The 15,395-nt window shown below is 64.6% G+C and carries 11 protein-coding genes; 5 read left to right on the forward strand and 6 right to left on the reverse strand.

The window, feature by feature from the left end; translation table 11 throughout:
• Nucleotides 1-67: 67 nt before the first annotated feature.
• Entirely contained in the window at nucleotides 68-1,012 is a 945-nt protein-coding gene (gene mepA, locus BCCGELA001_RS03540) for a penicillin-insensitive murein endopeptidase (protein ID WP_060734637.1), read from the reverse strand.
• A 129-nt stretch (nucleotides 1,013-1,141) separates the two neighbouring features.
• Here mepA and BCCGELA001_RS03545 point away from each other — a divergent pair, with 129 nt between their 5' ends.
• Both BCCGELA001_RS03545 and BCCGELA001_RS03555 read left to right on the forward strand, forming a co-directional pair.
• Nucleotides 1,142-1,585: a L,D-transpeptidase gene (locus tag BCCGELA001_RS03545; protein ID WP_144441121.1), complete on the forward strand. Its 444-nt coding sequence runs from the start codon at nucleotides 1,142-1,144 to the stop codon at nucleotides 1,583-1,585.
• A gap of 378 nt (nucleotides 1,586-1,963) precedes the next feature.
• Nucleotides 1,964-4,126 (forward strand): EAL domain-containing protein, encoded by a 2,163-nt coding sequence (locus tag BCCGELA001_RS03555; protein WP_060734638.1) that lies wholly within the window; start codon nucleotides 1,964-1,966, stop codon nucleotides 4,124-4,126.
• A gap of 206 nt (nucleotides 4,127-4,332) precedes the next feature.
• Here the strand turns inward: BCCGELA001_RS03555 and BCCGELA001_RS03560 are convergent, their stop codons facing one another.
• From BCCGELA001_RS03560 to BCCGELA001_RS03570, 3 genes are all read right to left on the reverse strand, one after another.
• On the reverse strand, nucleotides 4,333-5,487 hold the full coding sequence (locus BCCGELA001_RS03560; protein WP_060737467.1) for an acyl-CoA dehydrogenase family protein: 1,155 nt from the start codon (nucleotides 5,485-5,487) through the stop codon (nucleotides 4,333-4,335).
• 96 nt (nucleotides 5,488-5,583) lie between these two features.
• The gene (locus tag BCCGELA001_RS03565) at nucleotides 5,584-7,179 is read right to left on the reverse strand and encodes a glycoside hydrolase family 17 protein (RefSeq protein WP_060734639.1); all 1,596 of its coding nucleotides are present in this window, start codon (nucleotides 7,177-7,179) and stop codon (nucleotides 5,584-5,586) included.
• 383 nt (nucleotides 7,180-7,562) lie between these two features.
• The gene (locus tag BCCGELA001_RS03570) at nucleotides 7,563-8,783 is read right to left on the reverse strand and encodes an MFS transporter (protein WP_008542517.1); all 1,221 of its coding nucleotides are present in this window, start codon (nucleotides 8,781-8,783) and stop codon (nucleotides 7,563-7,565) included.
• 192 nt (nucleotides 8,784-8,975) lie between these two features.
• On the opposite strand from BCCGELA001_RS03570, the gene BCCGELA001_RS03575 reads away from it, so the two are divergent.
• Both BCCGELA001_RS03575 and BCCGELA001_RS03580 read left to right on the forward strand, forming a co-directional pair.
• Nucleotides 8,976-10,277 carry a serine hydrolase domain-containing protein gene (locus BCCGELA001_RS03575; RefSeq protein ID WP_008542518.1) on the forward strand — a complete coding sequence of 434 codons (1,302 nt, stop codon included), beginning with the start codon at nucleotides 8,976-8,978 and terminating at the stop codon, nucleotides 10,275-10,277.
• Between the two features lie 163 nt (nucleotides 10,278-10,440).
• On the forward strand, nucleotides 10,441-10,854 hold the full coding sequence (locus BCCGELA001_RS03580; RefSeq protein WP_060737468.1) for an SRPBCC family protein: 414 nt from the start codon (nucleotides 10,441-10,443) through the stop codon (nucleotides 10,852-10,854).
• 144 nt (nucleotides 10,855-10,998) lie between these two features.
• Here the strand turns inward: BCCGELA001_RS03580 and BCCGELA001_RS03585 are convergent, their stop codons facing one another.
• Nucleotides 10,999-11,967, reverse strand: a complete 969-nt coding sequence (locus tag BCCGELA001_RS03585) for an ABC transporter substrate-binding protein (protein WP_060734640.1) — start codon at nucleotides 11,965-11,967, stop codon at nucleotides 10,999-11,001.
• 257 nt (nucleotides 11,968-12,224) lie between these two features.
• Here BCCGELA001_RS03585 and BCCGELA001_RS03590 point away from each other — a divergent pair, with 257 nt between their 5' ends.
• Nucleotides 12,225-13,187 carry a tetratricopeptide repeat protein gene (locus tag BCCGELA001_RS03590; RefSeq protein ID WP_008542522.1) on the forward strand — a complete coding sequence of 321 codons (963 nt, stop codon included), beginning with the start codon at nucleotides 12,225-12,227 and terminating at the stop codon, nucleotides 13,185-13,187.
• Between the two features lie 342 nt (nucleotides 13,188-13,529).
• Here BCCGELA001_RS03590 and lepA read toward each other — a convergent pair whose 3' ends face one another.
• Nucleotides 13,530-15,341, reverse strand: coding sequence for a translation elongation factor 4 (gene lepA / locus BCCGELA001_RS03595; protein ID WP_060734641.1), 1,812 nt, complete (start codon nucleotides 15,339-15,341; stop codon nucleotides 13,530-13,532).
• Between the last annotated feature and the right edge of the window lie 54 nt (nucleotides 15,342-15,395).

Here is a 15,395-nt window from a genome sequence, read left to right on the forward strand (position 1 = left end):
CGCATGTCAGTGGCGCGAGCCAACCAACGAGTTCGTCATCCCGGGCTCGCTTCGTGCCTTGGGATGCTCACGGCTTCACATCCGTCGCATGCAGCACCGCCTTGCAGGCCGCCGGCATCTGCGCCAGCGTCATCGGCGGCTTCGGCTTCGGCGGCTCCGGCGAGGGCTTCGGGTGCAGCACGGCGTCCGAGAACCAATAGGCGAGATCGGAGGGCTTGCAGCCTTCGTCCTCGGATTGCGACGGCTGGCCCTCGCAGTCCCCGGCGCCCGCCGGGCAATGCATGCGGATGTGGAAGTGATAGTCGTGGCCCCACCACGGGCGGATCTTCGACAGCCAGGCGCGGTCGCCCTTGGCCTCGCGGCACAGCGCCTTCTTGATCGCCGCGTTGACGAAGATGCGCTGCACGGCGGGTTCACGCGCCGCATCGCGCAGCACCAGCACATGGCCTGATGTGAACACCCTCGGATCGACGTCGAGCCGGTCGGGCCGCACCATCATCACCGCGCTCATCTCCTCGCGCTCCTCGCGCGAGAGCCGGCGGTCCGGCATCGGCGTCAGCCAGATGTCGGCATCGAGGCCGATCTGATGGCTGGCATGGCCCGACAGCGCCGGCCCGCCGCGCGGCTGGGCGATGTCGCCGACCAGGATGCCGGGCCAGCCGGCGTCCCTGTGCGCCTTGGCCGCGAGCCGCTTGATCAGCGCGATCATGTCGGGATGGCCGTAGCTGCGATTGCGCGACAGCCGCATCACCTGCCAATTGTCGCCGTTCACGGGCATCTGCGCGGCGCCGCCGAGGCATCCCCTGGTGTAGGAGCCGACCACATGTGCCGGCCCCTTCGAGGGCAGCAGTTTTCGCGCAAACAATTCCTTGGCGCCGAGACTGGGATCGTTGGGATTGGCGAGCGGGGGCAGAGCCTTCGGGGTGACGCTGCCCTTGTCCTGGGCCAGCGCGCTGCCGGAGGCCAGGAGTGTCATAAAAAGCAGGAGAGGGGCGAAGCGGCGGGGACTCATGCCGAATCTTATAGCCCAACACCGCGTCAGGGTTAAGAATTAGCCTTGCCATGCGGGTGCTGCCTCACCGCGGCTTTACAGTTGCAAGGTGCCGGCGACCTCCTGTCGTGGAGGCAGAGGTTTTTTAGAATGACATTTTTTCTGACGCGGCCGGCGCGGCGCGTTGCCCTGGCTGCCTGTGCGCTGGCGGGATTTTGCATGACGCCGGCGCGGGCTGACCTCCGGGTCGACATCGACAAATCCTCGCAGCGCATGTCGGTGCGCGTCGACGGCGCGCCGCGCTACAACTGGCCGGTGTCGACCGGCCGCCGCGGCTACGGCACGCCGAGCGGCATCTTCCATCCGCAGGCGATGCTGCGGCGCCATTTCTCGCGCAAATACTACAATTCGCCGATGCCGTACGCGATCTTCTTCCACCGCGGCTTTGCCATCCACGGCACCACGGACCTCTCCCGCCTGGGCGGGCCGGCTTCGCATGGCTGTGTCAGGCTGCATCCCGCGCATGCGGCTACCCTGTTCGCGCTGGTCCAGCGCGAGGGTGCGCGCAACACCACGATCCGCATTTCCAATTAGACCATTCGGAAGTCGCATCCTGCCGGCCGATTTTTAACGCCGCGATAACCCTGTGCCGCATTGACCAAAATTCGTGCGCAACGTGAGGAATAATCGCGGTCCGCATGCAATCGCGCGCGATGCGCGGAAAGGAATCAAGCCCGCGCGCAATTTTGCGCCAGATGAGGTTCCACCGCAGCGTCGGAATGAAGCTGGCGGCCTTCGTCGACGTACCCGCGCCTCGCAAACGGGCAGCAAGGGACCACTACGCGCGGGCCGCGGCCGGGCAGGATTACTGTTTTTTCAGACACTTGCCCCAAAGCTTGCGGCCGCCGGGCGCGACTGGGACGAGTGAATTTGAGTTTGGGGTCTCGAAAGACAGGAAAGCGAAAGCGTAACGTGCTTGCCCGCGCCGGCCGACAGCCGCGCAAGCCGCGGCTCGCACGCGCGCCGCATCCGCCTGCCGACCGCGATGAACTTCTGCGCAGCCGCGCGGAGGCGGAGGCTGCGATCGCCGAAGCACGCAAATCTCATGAGCGCCTGCGCCAGGCCATCGACATCCTGCCGCAGGGCATCGTGTTTCTCGATGCCGACGGCCGCTATGTGCTCTGGAACAAGAAATACGCAGAGATCTACAGCAAGACCGCCGATCTGTTCGAGGAGGGCGCACGCCTCGAAGACACGCTCCGCATCGGCGTCGCCCGCGGGGATTATCCCGAAGCCATCGGCAACGAGGACGAATGGATCGCCGAGCGGCTGCAAAAGCTCTACCAGCCCGGCGCCCGCCACGAGCAGAAGCTGGCCGACGGCCGGGTCATCTTGATCGACGAGCGGCTGACCGACGATGGCGGCGTCGTCGGCCTGCGTGTCGACATCACCGAGCTGAAGCAGCGCGAGGCCTCGTTCCGCCTGCTGTTCGACGGCAATCCCGTTCCCATGATCGTCTGCGCGCTGGACGACCAGCGTATCCTCGGCGTCAACGACGCCGCGATCGCGCATTACGGCTATAGCCGCGCCGAGTTCGAGAAGCTGACGATCCGCAGCCTCCAGGCCTTCGACAGCGAGCCGCCCTGGGCCGCCGGCTCCGCCGGCGAGGAGCAGGCGGGACGCACCTGGAAGCACGTCAAGGCCGACGGCGTATTGATCGACCTTGCGATCTATTCGCGCGAATTGACCTATGCCGAGCGGCCCGCGGTGCTGCTCGCGCTGATGGACATCACCGAGCGCAAGCGCGCCGAGGCGCGGCTGGCCTTCATGGCCCAGCACGATGCCCTGACCGGCCTGCCCAACCGCAATCTGCTGCGCCAGCAGATGGACGAGATGCTGCTGCATACGCGGCGCAGCACCGACAAGGTCGCGCTGCTGATCCTCGGGCTCGACAATTTCAAGTCGGTCAACGACACGCTCGGACACACCGTCGGCGACAAGCTGCTGCGCGGCGTCGCCAAGCGGCTACGCTCCACCTTGCGCGAGGAAGACGCGCTGGCGCGGCTCAATTCCGACGAGTTCGCGGTGCTGCAGAGCGGGCTGACGCGCCCGGAGGACGCGGTGATGCTGGCCAAGCGGTTGCTCGAAGCCATCGCCGATCCCTATCTGCTCGACGGCCATTCCGTGGTGATCGGCGCCTCGATCGGCATCGCCATGGCGCCGGGCGACGGCGACGAGTCCGAGAAGCTGCTCAAGAGCGCCGGCATGGCGCTGTCGCGCGCGAAAGCGGACGCGCGCGGCAGCTTCGCCTTCTTCGAGGCCGCGCTGGATGCGAAAGCGCAGAGCCGCCGCAAGATCGAGGTCGAGCTGCGCGACGCGATTCAGAACGACGTGCTGCGTCCCTATTACCAGCCGCTGATCGACCTCCAGAGCGGCCGCATCACCGGCTTCGAGGCGCTGGTGCGCTGGCCGCATGCCGAGCGCGGCATGGTCTCGCCGGCCGAGTTCATCCCGGTCGCCGAGGACACCGGCCTGATCAACCCGCTCGGCGGCTTGATGCTGCGCCGGGCGTGCCTCGACGCCGCGTCCTGGCCGGACGGCGTCCGCGTCGCCGTCAATCTCTCGCCGCTTCAGTTCCGCAGCGGCAATCTGCTCTCGATGGTCACGGACGCGCTGAAGCATTCCGGCCTGTCGCCGCGGCGGCTCGAGCTGGAGATCACCGAGACGCTGCTGCTCGAGAAGAGCGCGCAGGTGCTGGCGACGCTGCATGCGCTGCGCGCGCTGGGCGTGCGCATCTCCATGGACGATTTCGGCACCGGCTATTCCAGCCTCAGCTATCTGCGCAGTTTCCCGTTCGACAAGATCAAGATCGACCAGTCCTTCGTGCGCGATCTCGGCGCCAACCGCGAGGCGCAGGCGATCATCCGCTCCATCGTCAGCCTCGGCAAGGGCCTCGGCGTCACCATCACGGCCGAAGGCGTCGAGACCGAAGCCGAACTCAGCTGCCTCCGCACCGAAGGCTGCGACGAGGGCCAGGGCTTTCTCTTCAGCAAGGCCCGGCCGAATGCGGAGATCGTTGCCCTGCTGGCGGCGCAGCGCGGCATCGATGGCGAGGTCACCGCGCTGGTGGCGTAAGCGTTCACCTCCTGCGAATCGAAGGGACGCGCCGCTCTCTCCGTTAACCTCTCCCGCTTACGGGAGAGGTCGCGCCGAAGGCGCGGGTGAGTTTCCTCTGGGGATTACCCCAATGCGGAGGCACCCTCTCCCCGACCCTCCCAGCGCGAGCGAAGCTCGTCGCGCCCCGCAAGCGGGGGAGGGAGCGCACCGTCGCTGGCGGTCGCCTAGCGGCCTCCCGCCAAAATGCTCTTCCCCACATCCTCATAATGTGAGTCCCGCGCTTGGATCTGCTGGGCGATGGCGTGCATGTCGCGAAACCGCCGCTCGAACGGGTTGCTGCGAAACACCGCGGTCGCGCCCGCCATATGATAGGCCGTGTCGACCACCCGCACCGATTGATGGATGGTCCAGGTCGTAGCCAGGCGCACCGCGCTGCGATGTGCCGCGCTGAATTCGCCGGTAGCGCAGAGATCGCGCCACATCGCATGCGCGGTCGCATAGAGGTAGGCGCGGGCGGCGCGAAGGTCGCCCTCGGTGCGGCCGATCAGTCCCTGCACCGCCGCGTTGTCGCGCATCGCGCTGGTTGCCAGCGATTGGTGTTTTCCACGCGCCAGCGCGATCGCGGCGTCCAGCGTGGCACGCGCCACGCCCAGAGACACTGCGGCAAAGCCGAGGGAGAAGGTCGCGCCGGTGCCGATCCTGTAGAGCGGCCCCGTCTCGCGCAGTGCCGATGTCACGTCACGAAATGCCGTGAAGCGCTCGGGGACGAAGAGATTGTGCACCTCGTAACTATCCGTGCCGGTGCCGGCGAGCCCGATCGCCTGCCAGACGTCGTGCAATGTCGCGCTCGCGACTGGAAACAGGATGGTGCGCACCTCCGGCGACCCGTCGGCATTCTTCCGTGGCGCGCCGTCCGCCCCGATGATCCGCACATGCGCCCCGAGCCAGCTCGCCTGCCGCGATCCCGAGGCAAAATCCCAGCGCGCCGTGACGCGATAACCGCCTGCGACCGCGTGCGCCTCATGCGCGATCGCGCCCCAAGAAAGAATGCCGGGCGGCGTGTTGAAGATCTCCCGGGCCGTGTCGGGATCGAGCGAAGCCGCGATCATCGCGCAGACGCTGCACTGGCCGAGGCACCATGCCGTGGACGCATCCGCCTTCGCGATCTCCTCCAGCATGTGCATGAAGACTTCAATGGGGGCTTCAGCGCCGCCGAGCCTCTGCGGGAGGAGGGCGCGATAGAGCCCGTTCACGATCAGCGCATCGACGACATCAGGCGTCAGCCGCCGCGTCCGCTCGATCTCGTCGGCCTCGCGCGCGATCAGCGGCGCGATGGCGCGTGCGCGTTCGGCGAGATCAGATCCGGAAGGCTCGATCATCTGCGGTCCCTCGCTCATTCTATCGTGAGCAGTGAGAGACGCGATGGTGGTCCATCCTCCGATCGAGAGCAACACGAAATGCCGCTCGGCGCAGTCTCAGACCCGCACACGCCACAATGTGAACGCGAGCAGGAGATAGGCGGCACAGGTCCACAGCGATTGCCAGTTAGCCGGGCCTTCGTTGATTGCCACGTAAATGGCGGCCATGGAGAAAACTCCGGCAAATATCGATTCCGCCAGGGGGTGGATGTTCTTGCCGTTGGGATTGAGCAGCGTCGTTGCTGCAAAGGGAATGGCCGCCATGGTGAGAGGCGCAAAAGGAAAATCGATGAATCGCGGGTCGAACACGAGGCCGAGCGCGGTCGCGGTGCCGATCACGACGATTACGATCCAGACCAGCCCGTACACGGTCGTCAGCGGAGAGTCTGTCCGGTAACCCTCAGGCCCCAGCAATTCCAGGAAACCGGGAGAGGGACGCCCCGACATCAGGGCGATCGCGCCGAACACCGGCGAAGCCGTTGCCGCCGCCAGGAGTGAGCCCCACAACAGCCAAAGGCCCACGCCGTAACTTTCCTCGACCAGTCTTTGGGCTGTCACGCCAAGCAGGAGCCCGGCCGTGGTTGCGGATAGTCCGACGGCCATCCACGCGGCCAGTCCGGCATCGTCGGGCCTGCGCCGCCAGGTGAACCACGCCGCGCCGAACACCAGCATGGCCAGCGCCAGTCCGCAGCCCATCTGCAATCTCCACGACGGGAAATTGCTGATCGGAATGCCGGCCGGATATTTAAGAGTGCGCTGAACCGAGTCGAACAGGCCCCAGGATCCACCGACGGTGCCCTCGATTTCACGCTTCCACGACTCATCATAGGCCTCGAACACATTGACGCGAAACTTCTCGCGCCGCGCAAGGTCGAGGATCTCCGAGACAACCCGAGCTTGGTTGACGCGGGAGGGAAGCGCCACCTCGCGCATCCGTCCCTCGCTCGGCCAGCCGATTTCCCCGATCAGGATTTCCTTGCCCGGAAAGGCCGCTGCCACCCGGCGGCGAATCTCACCGACGTGAGCGGCGGCAAGCTCCGCGCGGACCGGCTCGTTCTCCCAATAGGGCAGGATGTGGATCGTGACGAAATCGACGGTGTCACGAAGTTCGCTATTGCTGAGCCAGAACTCCCAGACATCGGCATAGGTGACGGGGACAGAGGCCTGTGTCTTGACCGCGCGAAGCGTGGCGATCAGGTCGGTGACTGTGATGTCCTTCCGCAGCAGCGTCTCGTTGCCGACCACGAGCGCGATGATGGTGTTGGGATATTCCCGGGAGAGGCGGATCGCGGTCGCTATCTGCAGCCGGTTCTTCGCCTGGTCCTTGTCGAGAAAGATACCCTGGATGACCTTCAGCCCCGCCTCGGCCGCAAGGCCGGGGATCTGGTCGAGGCCGAGATCGGTCGCATAGGTCCGGATGCAATCGGACACTTTCGCGAGCTGGGCGAGGTCTTCCGCGATCTGTTCTCGCGTCACCTGCGTCGTCGACAAAAGCGACGTCTGATGGCTGCGGAACGGGGCGTACGAAATGCATTGCAGCTTGTCGTTGGGATCGATCGGCGCGCGCACCAGATGGACAGGCGTCCCCAGCCAGATCCATACCGAGGCGATGACGCTCAGGGATATCAGCAGAAGCACGAGCGGCGTGCGCATTGGGACTTGTCTGGTCCCGGGTTGCATCGCCGGCCTGGACGGATTGAAGGCCCCTCTTGTCTGCCCACCATGCATGATTCCGGTCACTTTCCGCTTGCTGCAATCGGACGCAGGCCTTGCCCAGGCGTCCAAGCGTGCCGGCCTTGTGCCGACGTTTTGATGACGAGCAGGAAAACAAGCTAAGGCATGTTCCGGAGAAGCGCGAAGCAGTCTTCTAAAAAGATCGTGCGAAAACGAAAACCAAGAGCGCGATGTTGCCTCAATTCGATTTCATCGCACCCCGAAAGGATCCATCGGTCGCAACCCGGCCAATTCTAGCATCGATCGCGTCTCGACGATCGGGGCTTCGCGTCGCATTGCGATCCGCTGCGAAGGTTGCCCCGTCACGCCACAGCGCGACCAAGATCGAGCGGTTGCCTGCGCTTCGTCGGAAAGCTCAGCGCTACCGCGACCGCCGCAAGCCCGATCGCAAAGGAGCCGACATGCAGCCATGTGTATTGCTGGAAGCTGTCGAACACGAGCCCGCCGGCCCACGGCCCGAGCGCCATGCCGAGGCTGGCAAAGGCTGAGACCGCACCGAACACGGTACCCATGATGCGCGCGCCGAAGAATTCGCGGACCAGCACCGCATAGAGCGGCATCACTCCGCCATAGGCGAGACCGAACACCACCGAGAGCGCGTAGAACTCGCCGAGCTGCGCGACCGCGAGATAGGTCGCGATGCACATCGCCTGTACGAGGAGGCCGCCGACCAGCACGCGCTTTGCACCGATGCGATCGGCCAGCGCGCCCAGCAGCAGGCGGCCGCCGAGGCCCGAGACGCCGGCGACACTATAAACCGTCACCGCCGTGAGCGGGGCGATGCCGCAGACCATCGCATAGGACACCATGTGGAAGATCGGGCCGGAATGCGCGGCGCAACAGGCGAAATGCGCCGCTGCGAGCGCGATGAATTGCGGCGTGCGCAGTGCCTGCGCCGCGGTCAGCTCGACCTCGAGCGAGGCGTTCGCGGTGGACGGGCCGGCAGTTGCCGGCGCCGGACGCACCAGGAAACAGGCGGGGATCAGCAGCGCCCATGACACGATGCCGATCACCAGCATCGCGGTGCGCCAGTCATAGGCCGTAATCAGCCAGCTGGCGGTCGGTGCGACCGTCACCGGCGAGACGCCCATCCCGGCCGAGACCAGCGCCACCGCAAGGCTGCGGTTCTTCTCGATCCAGGCGCTCGCGAGCGCCATCATCGGGGCGTAGAAGCTGCCGGCGGCGATGCCGATCAGCACGCCGAAGCAAAGCTGGAATTGCCACAGGGTTGCGGCCTGGCTGGCGGTGACCAGACCAAGCCCCAGCAGCAAGCTTCCCGCGAGCACCACGATGCGCGTGCCGAAACGGTCCGACAGTGCGCCCCAGAGGAACGCGGCCACGCCCATGCAGAGGAAATCCAGCGTCGCCGCGGCGGACACGCCGGCGCGCGACCAGCCCATCGCTTCCGAGATCGGCTGCAGGAACACCGCAAGGGACAGCATCGTGCCGAACCCGACACAGGTCATCAGCGCGCCCGCGGCGACAACAACCCAGCCATAGTCGAAGCCTGACGGCTTGCTCATGCGTTTCCTCGCGCTTTTGGTTTTGTTGATGCTGCGCAGCAGAGATGGTGGCCTAACTTCTGCGAGAGGGCAAGGCGGACTGCAACGGGACGCTGACATTGCCTGCCCGCGGTGATAGCATGCCTTCGGTCCCCGCCCTGCGAGGTTGTTCTCATGCGCGCACACACAGCAATGTGTGAGGAGGCAAAGTCAATGAAGTGGGACGCGCTCTGCAGGCCGCTCAATCGCCGCAGCCTTTTGCTTCCCGTCATTTTCGCCGCCGCGGTCTCGGCATCCCTGGCCTACGCACAGGACGGCCAAAGCTCATCGCGCGAGCCGGGCCCGGTCTTTTCGGAGAGTGGCCCCGATGCCGAACTCTACGGCGCGGCTGAGGGCTATCCGGTCGGCACGCGGGGCACGGCCACCCAGCTCGACAAGCTCGTCGGGGTCTACAGCCATTTCGGCGACATCTACCCCTCGCGCACGGTTCGCCGCGCGGCGGCGCCCTGGCAGTTCAAGCGCGCACCAGAGCCATCGATCGCCTACAGCTTCAACAACGAACGGCTGAGCATCGCGGACTATCTCAAGCGCAACCCGGTGACGGGGCTCCTGATCGCCAGGGACGACACCATCCTGTACGAGCACTATCAATATGCGCGGACCGACCGCGACCGCTTTCTCTCGCAATCCATGGCGAAGACGCTGGTGGCCATGCTGGTCGGGATCGCGGTCTCGGAAGGGCAGATCAAGTCGATCGACGATGCCGTCTCGACCTACGTCCCCGGCCTTGCAGGAAGGGAGTATGGAAGCACATCCATCCGCGCCTTGCTGAACATGTCCTCGGGCGTTGAATTCTCGGAAGTCTATGACGGGAAGGACGATATCGCCCGGCTCGGGCGGGCGCTGTTCGGTGGTGAGCCGAAAGACCCCGCGGCCATCGTCGCGCAATTCAACAACAGAACCGCACCGCCGGGGACCAGGTGGCACTATGCAAGCGTCGAAACCGAGATACTCGGCCTGGTGCTGCGCTCGGCCACGGCCATTCCACTTGCCGACTATCTCCACGACCGGATCTGGGGCGCGATCGGCACCGAGGCGGATGCGTCGTGGGCGATTGACGGCAGCGGGCAAGAGATTGCCTTTTGCTGCTTCAACGCAACCTTGCGCGACTATGCGCGCCTGGCCCGCTTGCTCGCAAACGACGGCGTCTGGGAAGGCCGTCAGTTAATCCCCCGGCAATGGCTGTTGGATGCCACCACCGTCAGGCCGGCCGATGGTCATCTTGCTCCGCGCGTCGCCACACCCTATTTCGGTTACGGCTATCAGGTGTGGATCCTTCCGGGCGAGCAGCGCAGATTTGCCCTGCTCGGCATTCGCGGTCAGGTCATCCTGGTCGATCCGGCCTCCAAGCTCGTCATGGTGCACACCGCCGTGCGCCAAAAGCCGTTTGAGCCGGGAAGCCTGAGGGAGCCGCTCGCATTGTGGTCCGCCGTGATTCAACAACTCGGGCAATGACGACCTGACGGCGGCTTGATTCACAGATATTCATGACGACCATGTCGGCGCGGACGGAGTTCGATCGTCCTTGGCTTACAATCCCGGAACCGCCGCGGATGGCCCGGCACACGGGAAGCAATCTCGTCGCCTCGACCGCAAGAATTGAACTGGAGCAATGCCCATGAGGATCACCGTCGAAACCAGCGTCGCAGCCCCCATCGATCGGGTCTGGCAGGCCTATACGACGCCTGCCGACATCGTGACGTGGAATGCGGCGTCCGACGACTGGCATACGACCAAGGCGACGGTCGACCTGCGGGAAGGCGGCGCCTTCTCGTCGCGGATGGAAGCCAAGGACGGCAGCATGGGCTTCGACTTCGCCGGCACCTACACCAAGATCATCGAACACAAGCGGATCGAATACGCGTTCGGCGATCGAAAAGCCGAGGTCGAGTTCGTGCCCAGCGCGAATGGCGTCGTCGTCCGCGTCGCCTTCGATGGCGAAACGACGCACTCGGTGGAGCAGCAGCAAGCCGGCTGGCAGGCGATCCTCGACAATTTCGCGCGCTACGTCGAGACGAAGCAGAAGCCCTGATCGATCAGGGATCGGGCGTGCTGACTCACGCCCGATCCCTTTCATGCGTTTCTTCGCGCTTTTTGTTTTGTTGATGGTGCGCATCAGGGATGATGGCTTACCGGACGAGGGCAATGGCGGTCGATCGCGGGCAAATCCTGCACGCTATTCAATCACTTCGTCGGCGCGGGCGACGACGGTTGCAGGCAGGTCGAGGCCCAGGGCCTTGGCGATGCGGAGATTGATCCTGAGGTCGAACTTGGTGGGTCGTTCGAAAGGCAGATCGCCCGGCTTTGCGCCCCGTAGAACGCGATCAACCTGCGCAATCAAGCGGCGCCCTGCGTCTGCAAAGTCAGGGCCGAACGACATGAAAGCGCCGTTCGCGACCCAGTCCGGTGAAGCAAAGATCGCAGGCTTCTTGCTCAGATTCACCAGCCTGACGACTTCGCCCAGGTGGGCGCTGAGCACGACGTCAGGAACGAAAACAAGACCGTCAAATCGGGCGAGGTTGTCCGGGCTCAGGATTGTCCCGATGCTGGCGGGATCATCGATGTTGATTGCTTCGACCTCGAAGCCGAGCTTGCGGCCGGCCTCCAGGACCGGCGTGAGACTCTGTGCACCGCTCGACACCTTTGTCGTGACAGTCCCGAGGCGGACGGCCTGGGGCAGGATCTCCCGCATGAGCTCGACCCGCTTTACAGTGGTTTCCTCCGAGAAAACCGCGATGCCGGTCACGTTGCGGCCTGGGCGGGCGAGGCTGTCGGCCAATCCGGACGCGACAGGGTCGACGGCAGCAAGGGTGACGATCGGAATGGTCCGCGTTGCCTTGTAGGCCGCGAGGGCGGCGGGTGTGCTGATGGCGATGATCACGTCAACCCGTCCATCCCGCACGATCTCCTGCGCGAGCGCCGGTAGCGCGTCGGCATCTCCGGCCGCGTGACGAAACTCGAGTCGAATCCGCCCCTCAACATAACCAAGCTCAGCAAGCAGCCTCTTGGTTCCAGCGATCTGCGCGGGGATTTCGACCGGTCCCAACTGGACGACGCGCGGCGTTGCGGAGGACTGCTGGGTGCGTGCGATGAGCGGCCAGCCGATTGCGCCCGCCACCAGCCCGATGAATGCGCGCCGTCTCATCTGACCTCGCTCGAAACTGCCGTGCGATGGTCAGACTATAGCACGTGCTCCTAAGCCATCCGACGTAGATCACGGGCCAGATACCGAGCGAGCCGTCGTCGGCAGCACGCCTGGATCAGAGACTTGGCGGCGGGCAAGTCCTCGATCTTTATCGTGCCTCTGCCGGGGGGCGGCGCGGGGGAGTGCTTTGAACCAGACCGTCTTCGAGATGCACCAACGTCGCGTATGTCGGTGAGACCGCGACGAAGGAACGCGTGATGAAGGCCCTGAAAGCATCGATTTGCGTCGCGGTCACCGCGCTCGCCTTGAGCTTTTCGCTCGGCGCGCCGTCCCATGCCGCACATGACGAGGCAGATGCCCTCATGCTGCAGATGAAGCAGCTTTATCGGGCCGGCAAATATACCGAAGCGCTGCCATTGGCTCAGAAATCGCTGGTGCTGCGCGAGAAGGAGTTCGGCCCTGATGATGCGGCCCTCGCGATGCCGCTGAACGACCTCGGCACGATCCACTACAATCTCGGCCAATACGCGGTGGCCGAGCCGCTCTACAAGCGCGCGCTGGCGATCCGGGAGCGGACGCTCGGTTCGAACCATCCGGAAGTCGCCATGGTGCTGAACAATCTGGGCGATCTCTATCGCGCGGAAGAGCGTCACGCAGAAGCGGAGCCGCTCCTCAAGCGCTCGATCGCCATCAGCGAGAAGACGGTCGGCCCCAATGATGCGTCGATCGTGATGGCGTTGAGCAACCTCGGCGCGGTCTACAGCCATCAGGGCCGGTACGATCAGGCCATACCGCTATTCAAGCGAGGCCTTGCCGTGCTGCAGAAGGCGCTCGGTCCCGACGATCCCGAAGCCACGGTGTTGATGAACAATTTGGCCGACGCCTATATCAATCGCCATCGCTATGCCGATGCCGAGCGCCTGCTGAGGCGGTCGATGGCGGTGACCGAGAAGGCGTTCGGCCCGGATCATCCCGACATCGCGCAGGCACAGAACAATCTGGCTGCGCTCTACGGGCGTCAGGGCCGTAACGCGGAGGCCGAGCGGCTGTTCAAGCGGTCGGCGGCCACTTTCGAGAAAACCCTCGGCCCCAACCATCCGGATCTCGCCGGCGTTCTGGAAAACCTCGCCGGTCTCTACAAGTATCAAGGCCGCTATGCCGATGCCGAGCAGGTCCTGAAACGGTCGATGGCCATTCGGGGGAAGACCAGTCGGATCTGACTTCCACGCACCTCAAGACGAGGATCGAGTGCGCGGTCGTCTCGAAGGACGAGGCACGCGCTCAGGTCGTGCAATTCGTACGGTTCTCAGAGATTCCCGAGGGCTGCGATGGTGACATCATGCCACTGTTTTGCCCGGCGGTCAAGCCAATTTCGGTAAATCAAAAATATCGAATGCAAACAAGACCATGGCTACTGTGCATGGGGTTGTTTCGAGACGTTGGTCGTCATACCGGTTTTCGTGGCGGCAGCAGGAATGCGAATGCCTGGGCGTTCGCCTCGCCGAAGCGGCGGCTTCGGCCGCGCAGGAGGGACGAGATATTCGGTAGCGGTTCTGATCCGCTCAGCTATCCACCTTCAGCGCGGCGATGAAAGCTTCCTGCGGGATGTCGACCTTGCCGAACTGCCGCATCTTCTTCTTGCCTTCCTTCTGCTTCTCCAGAAGTTTTCGTTTACGCGTGATGTCGCCGCCGTAGCATTTTGCGGTTACGTCCTTGCGCAGGGCGCGCACCGTCTCGCGGGCGATCACCTTGCCGCCGATCGCCGCCTGGATCGGGATCTGGAACATGTGCGGCGGGATCAGCTCCTTCATCTTCTCGACCATGGCACGGCCGCGCCCTTCCGCGCGGGTGCGATGGACCAGCATCGAGAGCGCGTCGACCGGCTCGGCATTGACCAGGATCTGCATCTTGACGAGGTCGGCCGGCTTGTAGTCGGTGAGATGATAGTCGAACGAAGCGTAGCCTTTCGACACCGATTTCAGGCGGTCGTAGAAGTCGAACACCACTTCGTTCAGCGGCAAATCGTATTTCACCATCGCGCGGGAGCCCACATAGGTGAGCTCCTTCTGCGCGCCGCGGCGGTCCTGGCACAGCTTGAGCACGCTGCCGAGATATTCGTCGGGCGTGAGGATCGTCGCCTCGATCCAGGGCTCGTCGATCTCGGCGATCTTGACCACGTCGGGCATGTCGACGGGGTTGTGGATCTCGAGCTCGGTGCCGTCGGTGAGATTCATCTTGTAGATGACGCTCGGCGCGGTCGCGATCAAATTGAGATCGAATTCGCGCGACAGCCGCTCCTGGATGATCTCGAGGTGGAGCAGGCCGAGGAAGCCGCAGCGGAAGCCGAAGCCGAGCGCGGCCGAGGTTTCCATCTCGAAGGAGAAGCTGGCGTCGTTGAGACGCAGCTTGCCCATCGCGGCGCGCAGCGTCTCGAAGTCGTCGGCATCGACCGGGAACAGGCCGCAGAACACCACAGGGATCGCCGGCTTGAAGCCCGGCAGCATGTCCGCGACCGGCTTCCTGTCGTCGGTGATGGTGTCGCCGACGCGGGTGTCGGCGACTTCCTTGATCGCGGCGGTGATGAAGCCGATCTCGCCGGGGCCGAGCTCGTCGACCTGCTGCATCTTCGGCGTGAAGAAGCCGACGCGCTCGACGTCATAGGCTGCGCCCGTGCCCATCATGCGCACGCGGCTGCCCTTCTTCATGACGCCGTCGACGACGCGAATGAGCACGACGACGCCGAGATAGACGTCGTACCAGCTGTCGACCAGCAGCGCCTTCAGCGTCGCGTCGCGGTCGCCCTTCGGCGGCGGCAGGCGGGTGACGATGGCTTCCAGCACGTCGGGCACACCGAGGCCGGTCTTGGCCGAGATCATCACCGCGTCTGAGGCGTCGATGCCGATGACGTCCTCGATCTGCTGCTTGATCTTCTCCGGCTCGGCCGCGGGAAGGTCGACCTTGTTCAGGACCGGGACGATCTCGTGATTGTTGTCGAGCGCCTGATAGACGTTGGCGAGCGTCTGCGCTTCGACGCCCTGGCTGGCGTCGACCACCAAGAGGGAACCCTCGCACGCCGCCAGAGACCGCGAGACTTCGTAGGCGAAGTCGACATGGCCGGGCGTGTCCATGAGGTTGAAGACGTAGTCCTTGCCGTCCTTGGCGCGGTAGGCGAGGCGCACCGTCTGCGCTTTGATGGTGATGCCGCGCTCGCGCTCGATGTCCATGGAATCGAGCACCTGCTCCTTGCCCGCCATCTCGCGGTCGGACAGGCCGCCGGTCATCTGGATCAGGCGGTCGGCCAGCGTCGATTTGCCATGGTCGATATGGGCGACGATGGAGAAATTGCGGATGTTGGAAATGGGGACGGTCGTCATGGGCGCGGGATACCACTCACATCCCCGTGCGGCAACCATATTGCTGTATTTTCA

The organism is Bradyrhizobium sp. CCGE-LA001, from assembly GCF_000296215.2.
GTDB lineage: Bacteria > Pseudomonadota > Alphaproteobacteria > Rhizobiales > Xanthobacteraceae > Bradyrhizobium.

What these genes read in the sequence shown, in the direction of transcription:
- BCCGELA001_RS03565 (WP_060734639.1), bottom strand. Translation starts at nt 7,179, where the DNA reads ATGCGCACGCCGCTCGTGCTTCTGCTGATATCCCTGAGCGTCATCGCC.
- BCCGELA001_RS03580 (WP_060737468.1), top strand. Translation starts at nt 10,441, where the DNA reads ATGAGGATCACCGTCGAAACCAGCGTCGCAGCCCCCATCGATCGGGTC.
- BCCGELA001_RS03570 (WP_008542517.1), bottom strand. Translation starts at nt 8,783, where the DNA reads ATGAGCAAGCCGTCAGGCTTCGACTATGGCTGGGTTGTTGTCGCCGCG.
- mepA (WP_060734637.1), bottom strand. Translation starts at nt 1,012, where the DNA reads ATGAGTCCCCGCCGCTTCGCCCCTCTCCTGCTTTTTATGACACTCCTG.
- BCCGELA001_RS03590 (WP_008542522.1), top strand. Translation starts at nt 12,225, where the DNA reads ATGAAGGCCCTGAAAGCATCGATTTGCGTCGCGGTCACCGCGCTCGCC.
- BCCGELA001_RS03560 (WP_060737467.1), bottom strand. Translation starts at nt 5,487, where the DNA reads ATGATCGAGCCTTCCGGATCTGATCTCGCCGAACGCGCACGCGCCATC.
- BCCGELA001_RS03545 (WP_144441121.1), top strand. Translation starts at nt 1,142, where the DNA reads ATGACATTTTTTCTGACGCGGCCGGCGCGGCGCGTTGCCCTGGCTGCC.
- BCCGELA001_RS03575 (WP_008542518.1), top strand. Translation starts at nt 8,976, where the DNA reads ATGAAGTGGGACGCGCTCTGCAGGCCGCTCAATCGCCGCAGCCTTTTG.
- lepA (WP_060734641.1), bottom strand. Translation starts at nt 15,341, where the DNA reads ATGACGACCGTCCCCATTTCCAACATCCGCAATTTCTCCATCGTCGCC.
- BCCGELA001_RS03585 (WP_060734640.1), bottom strand. Translation starts at nt 11,967, where the DNA reads ATGAGACGGCGCGCATTCATCGGGCTGGTGGCGGGCGCAATCGGCTGG.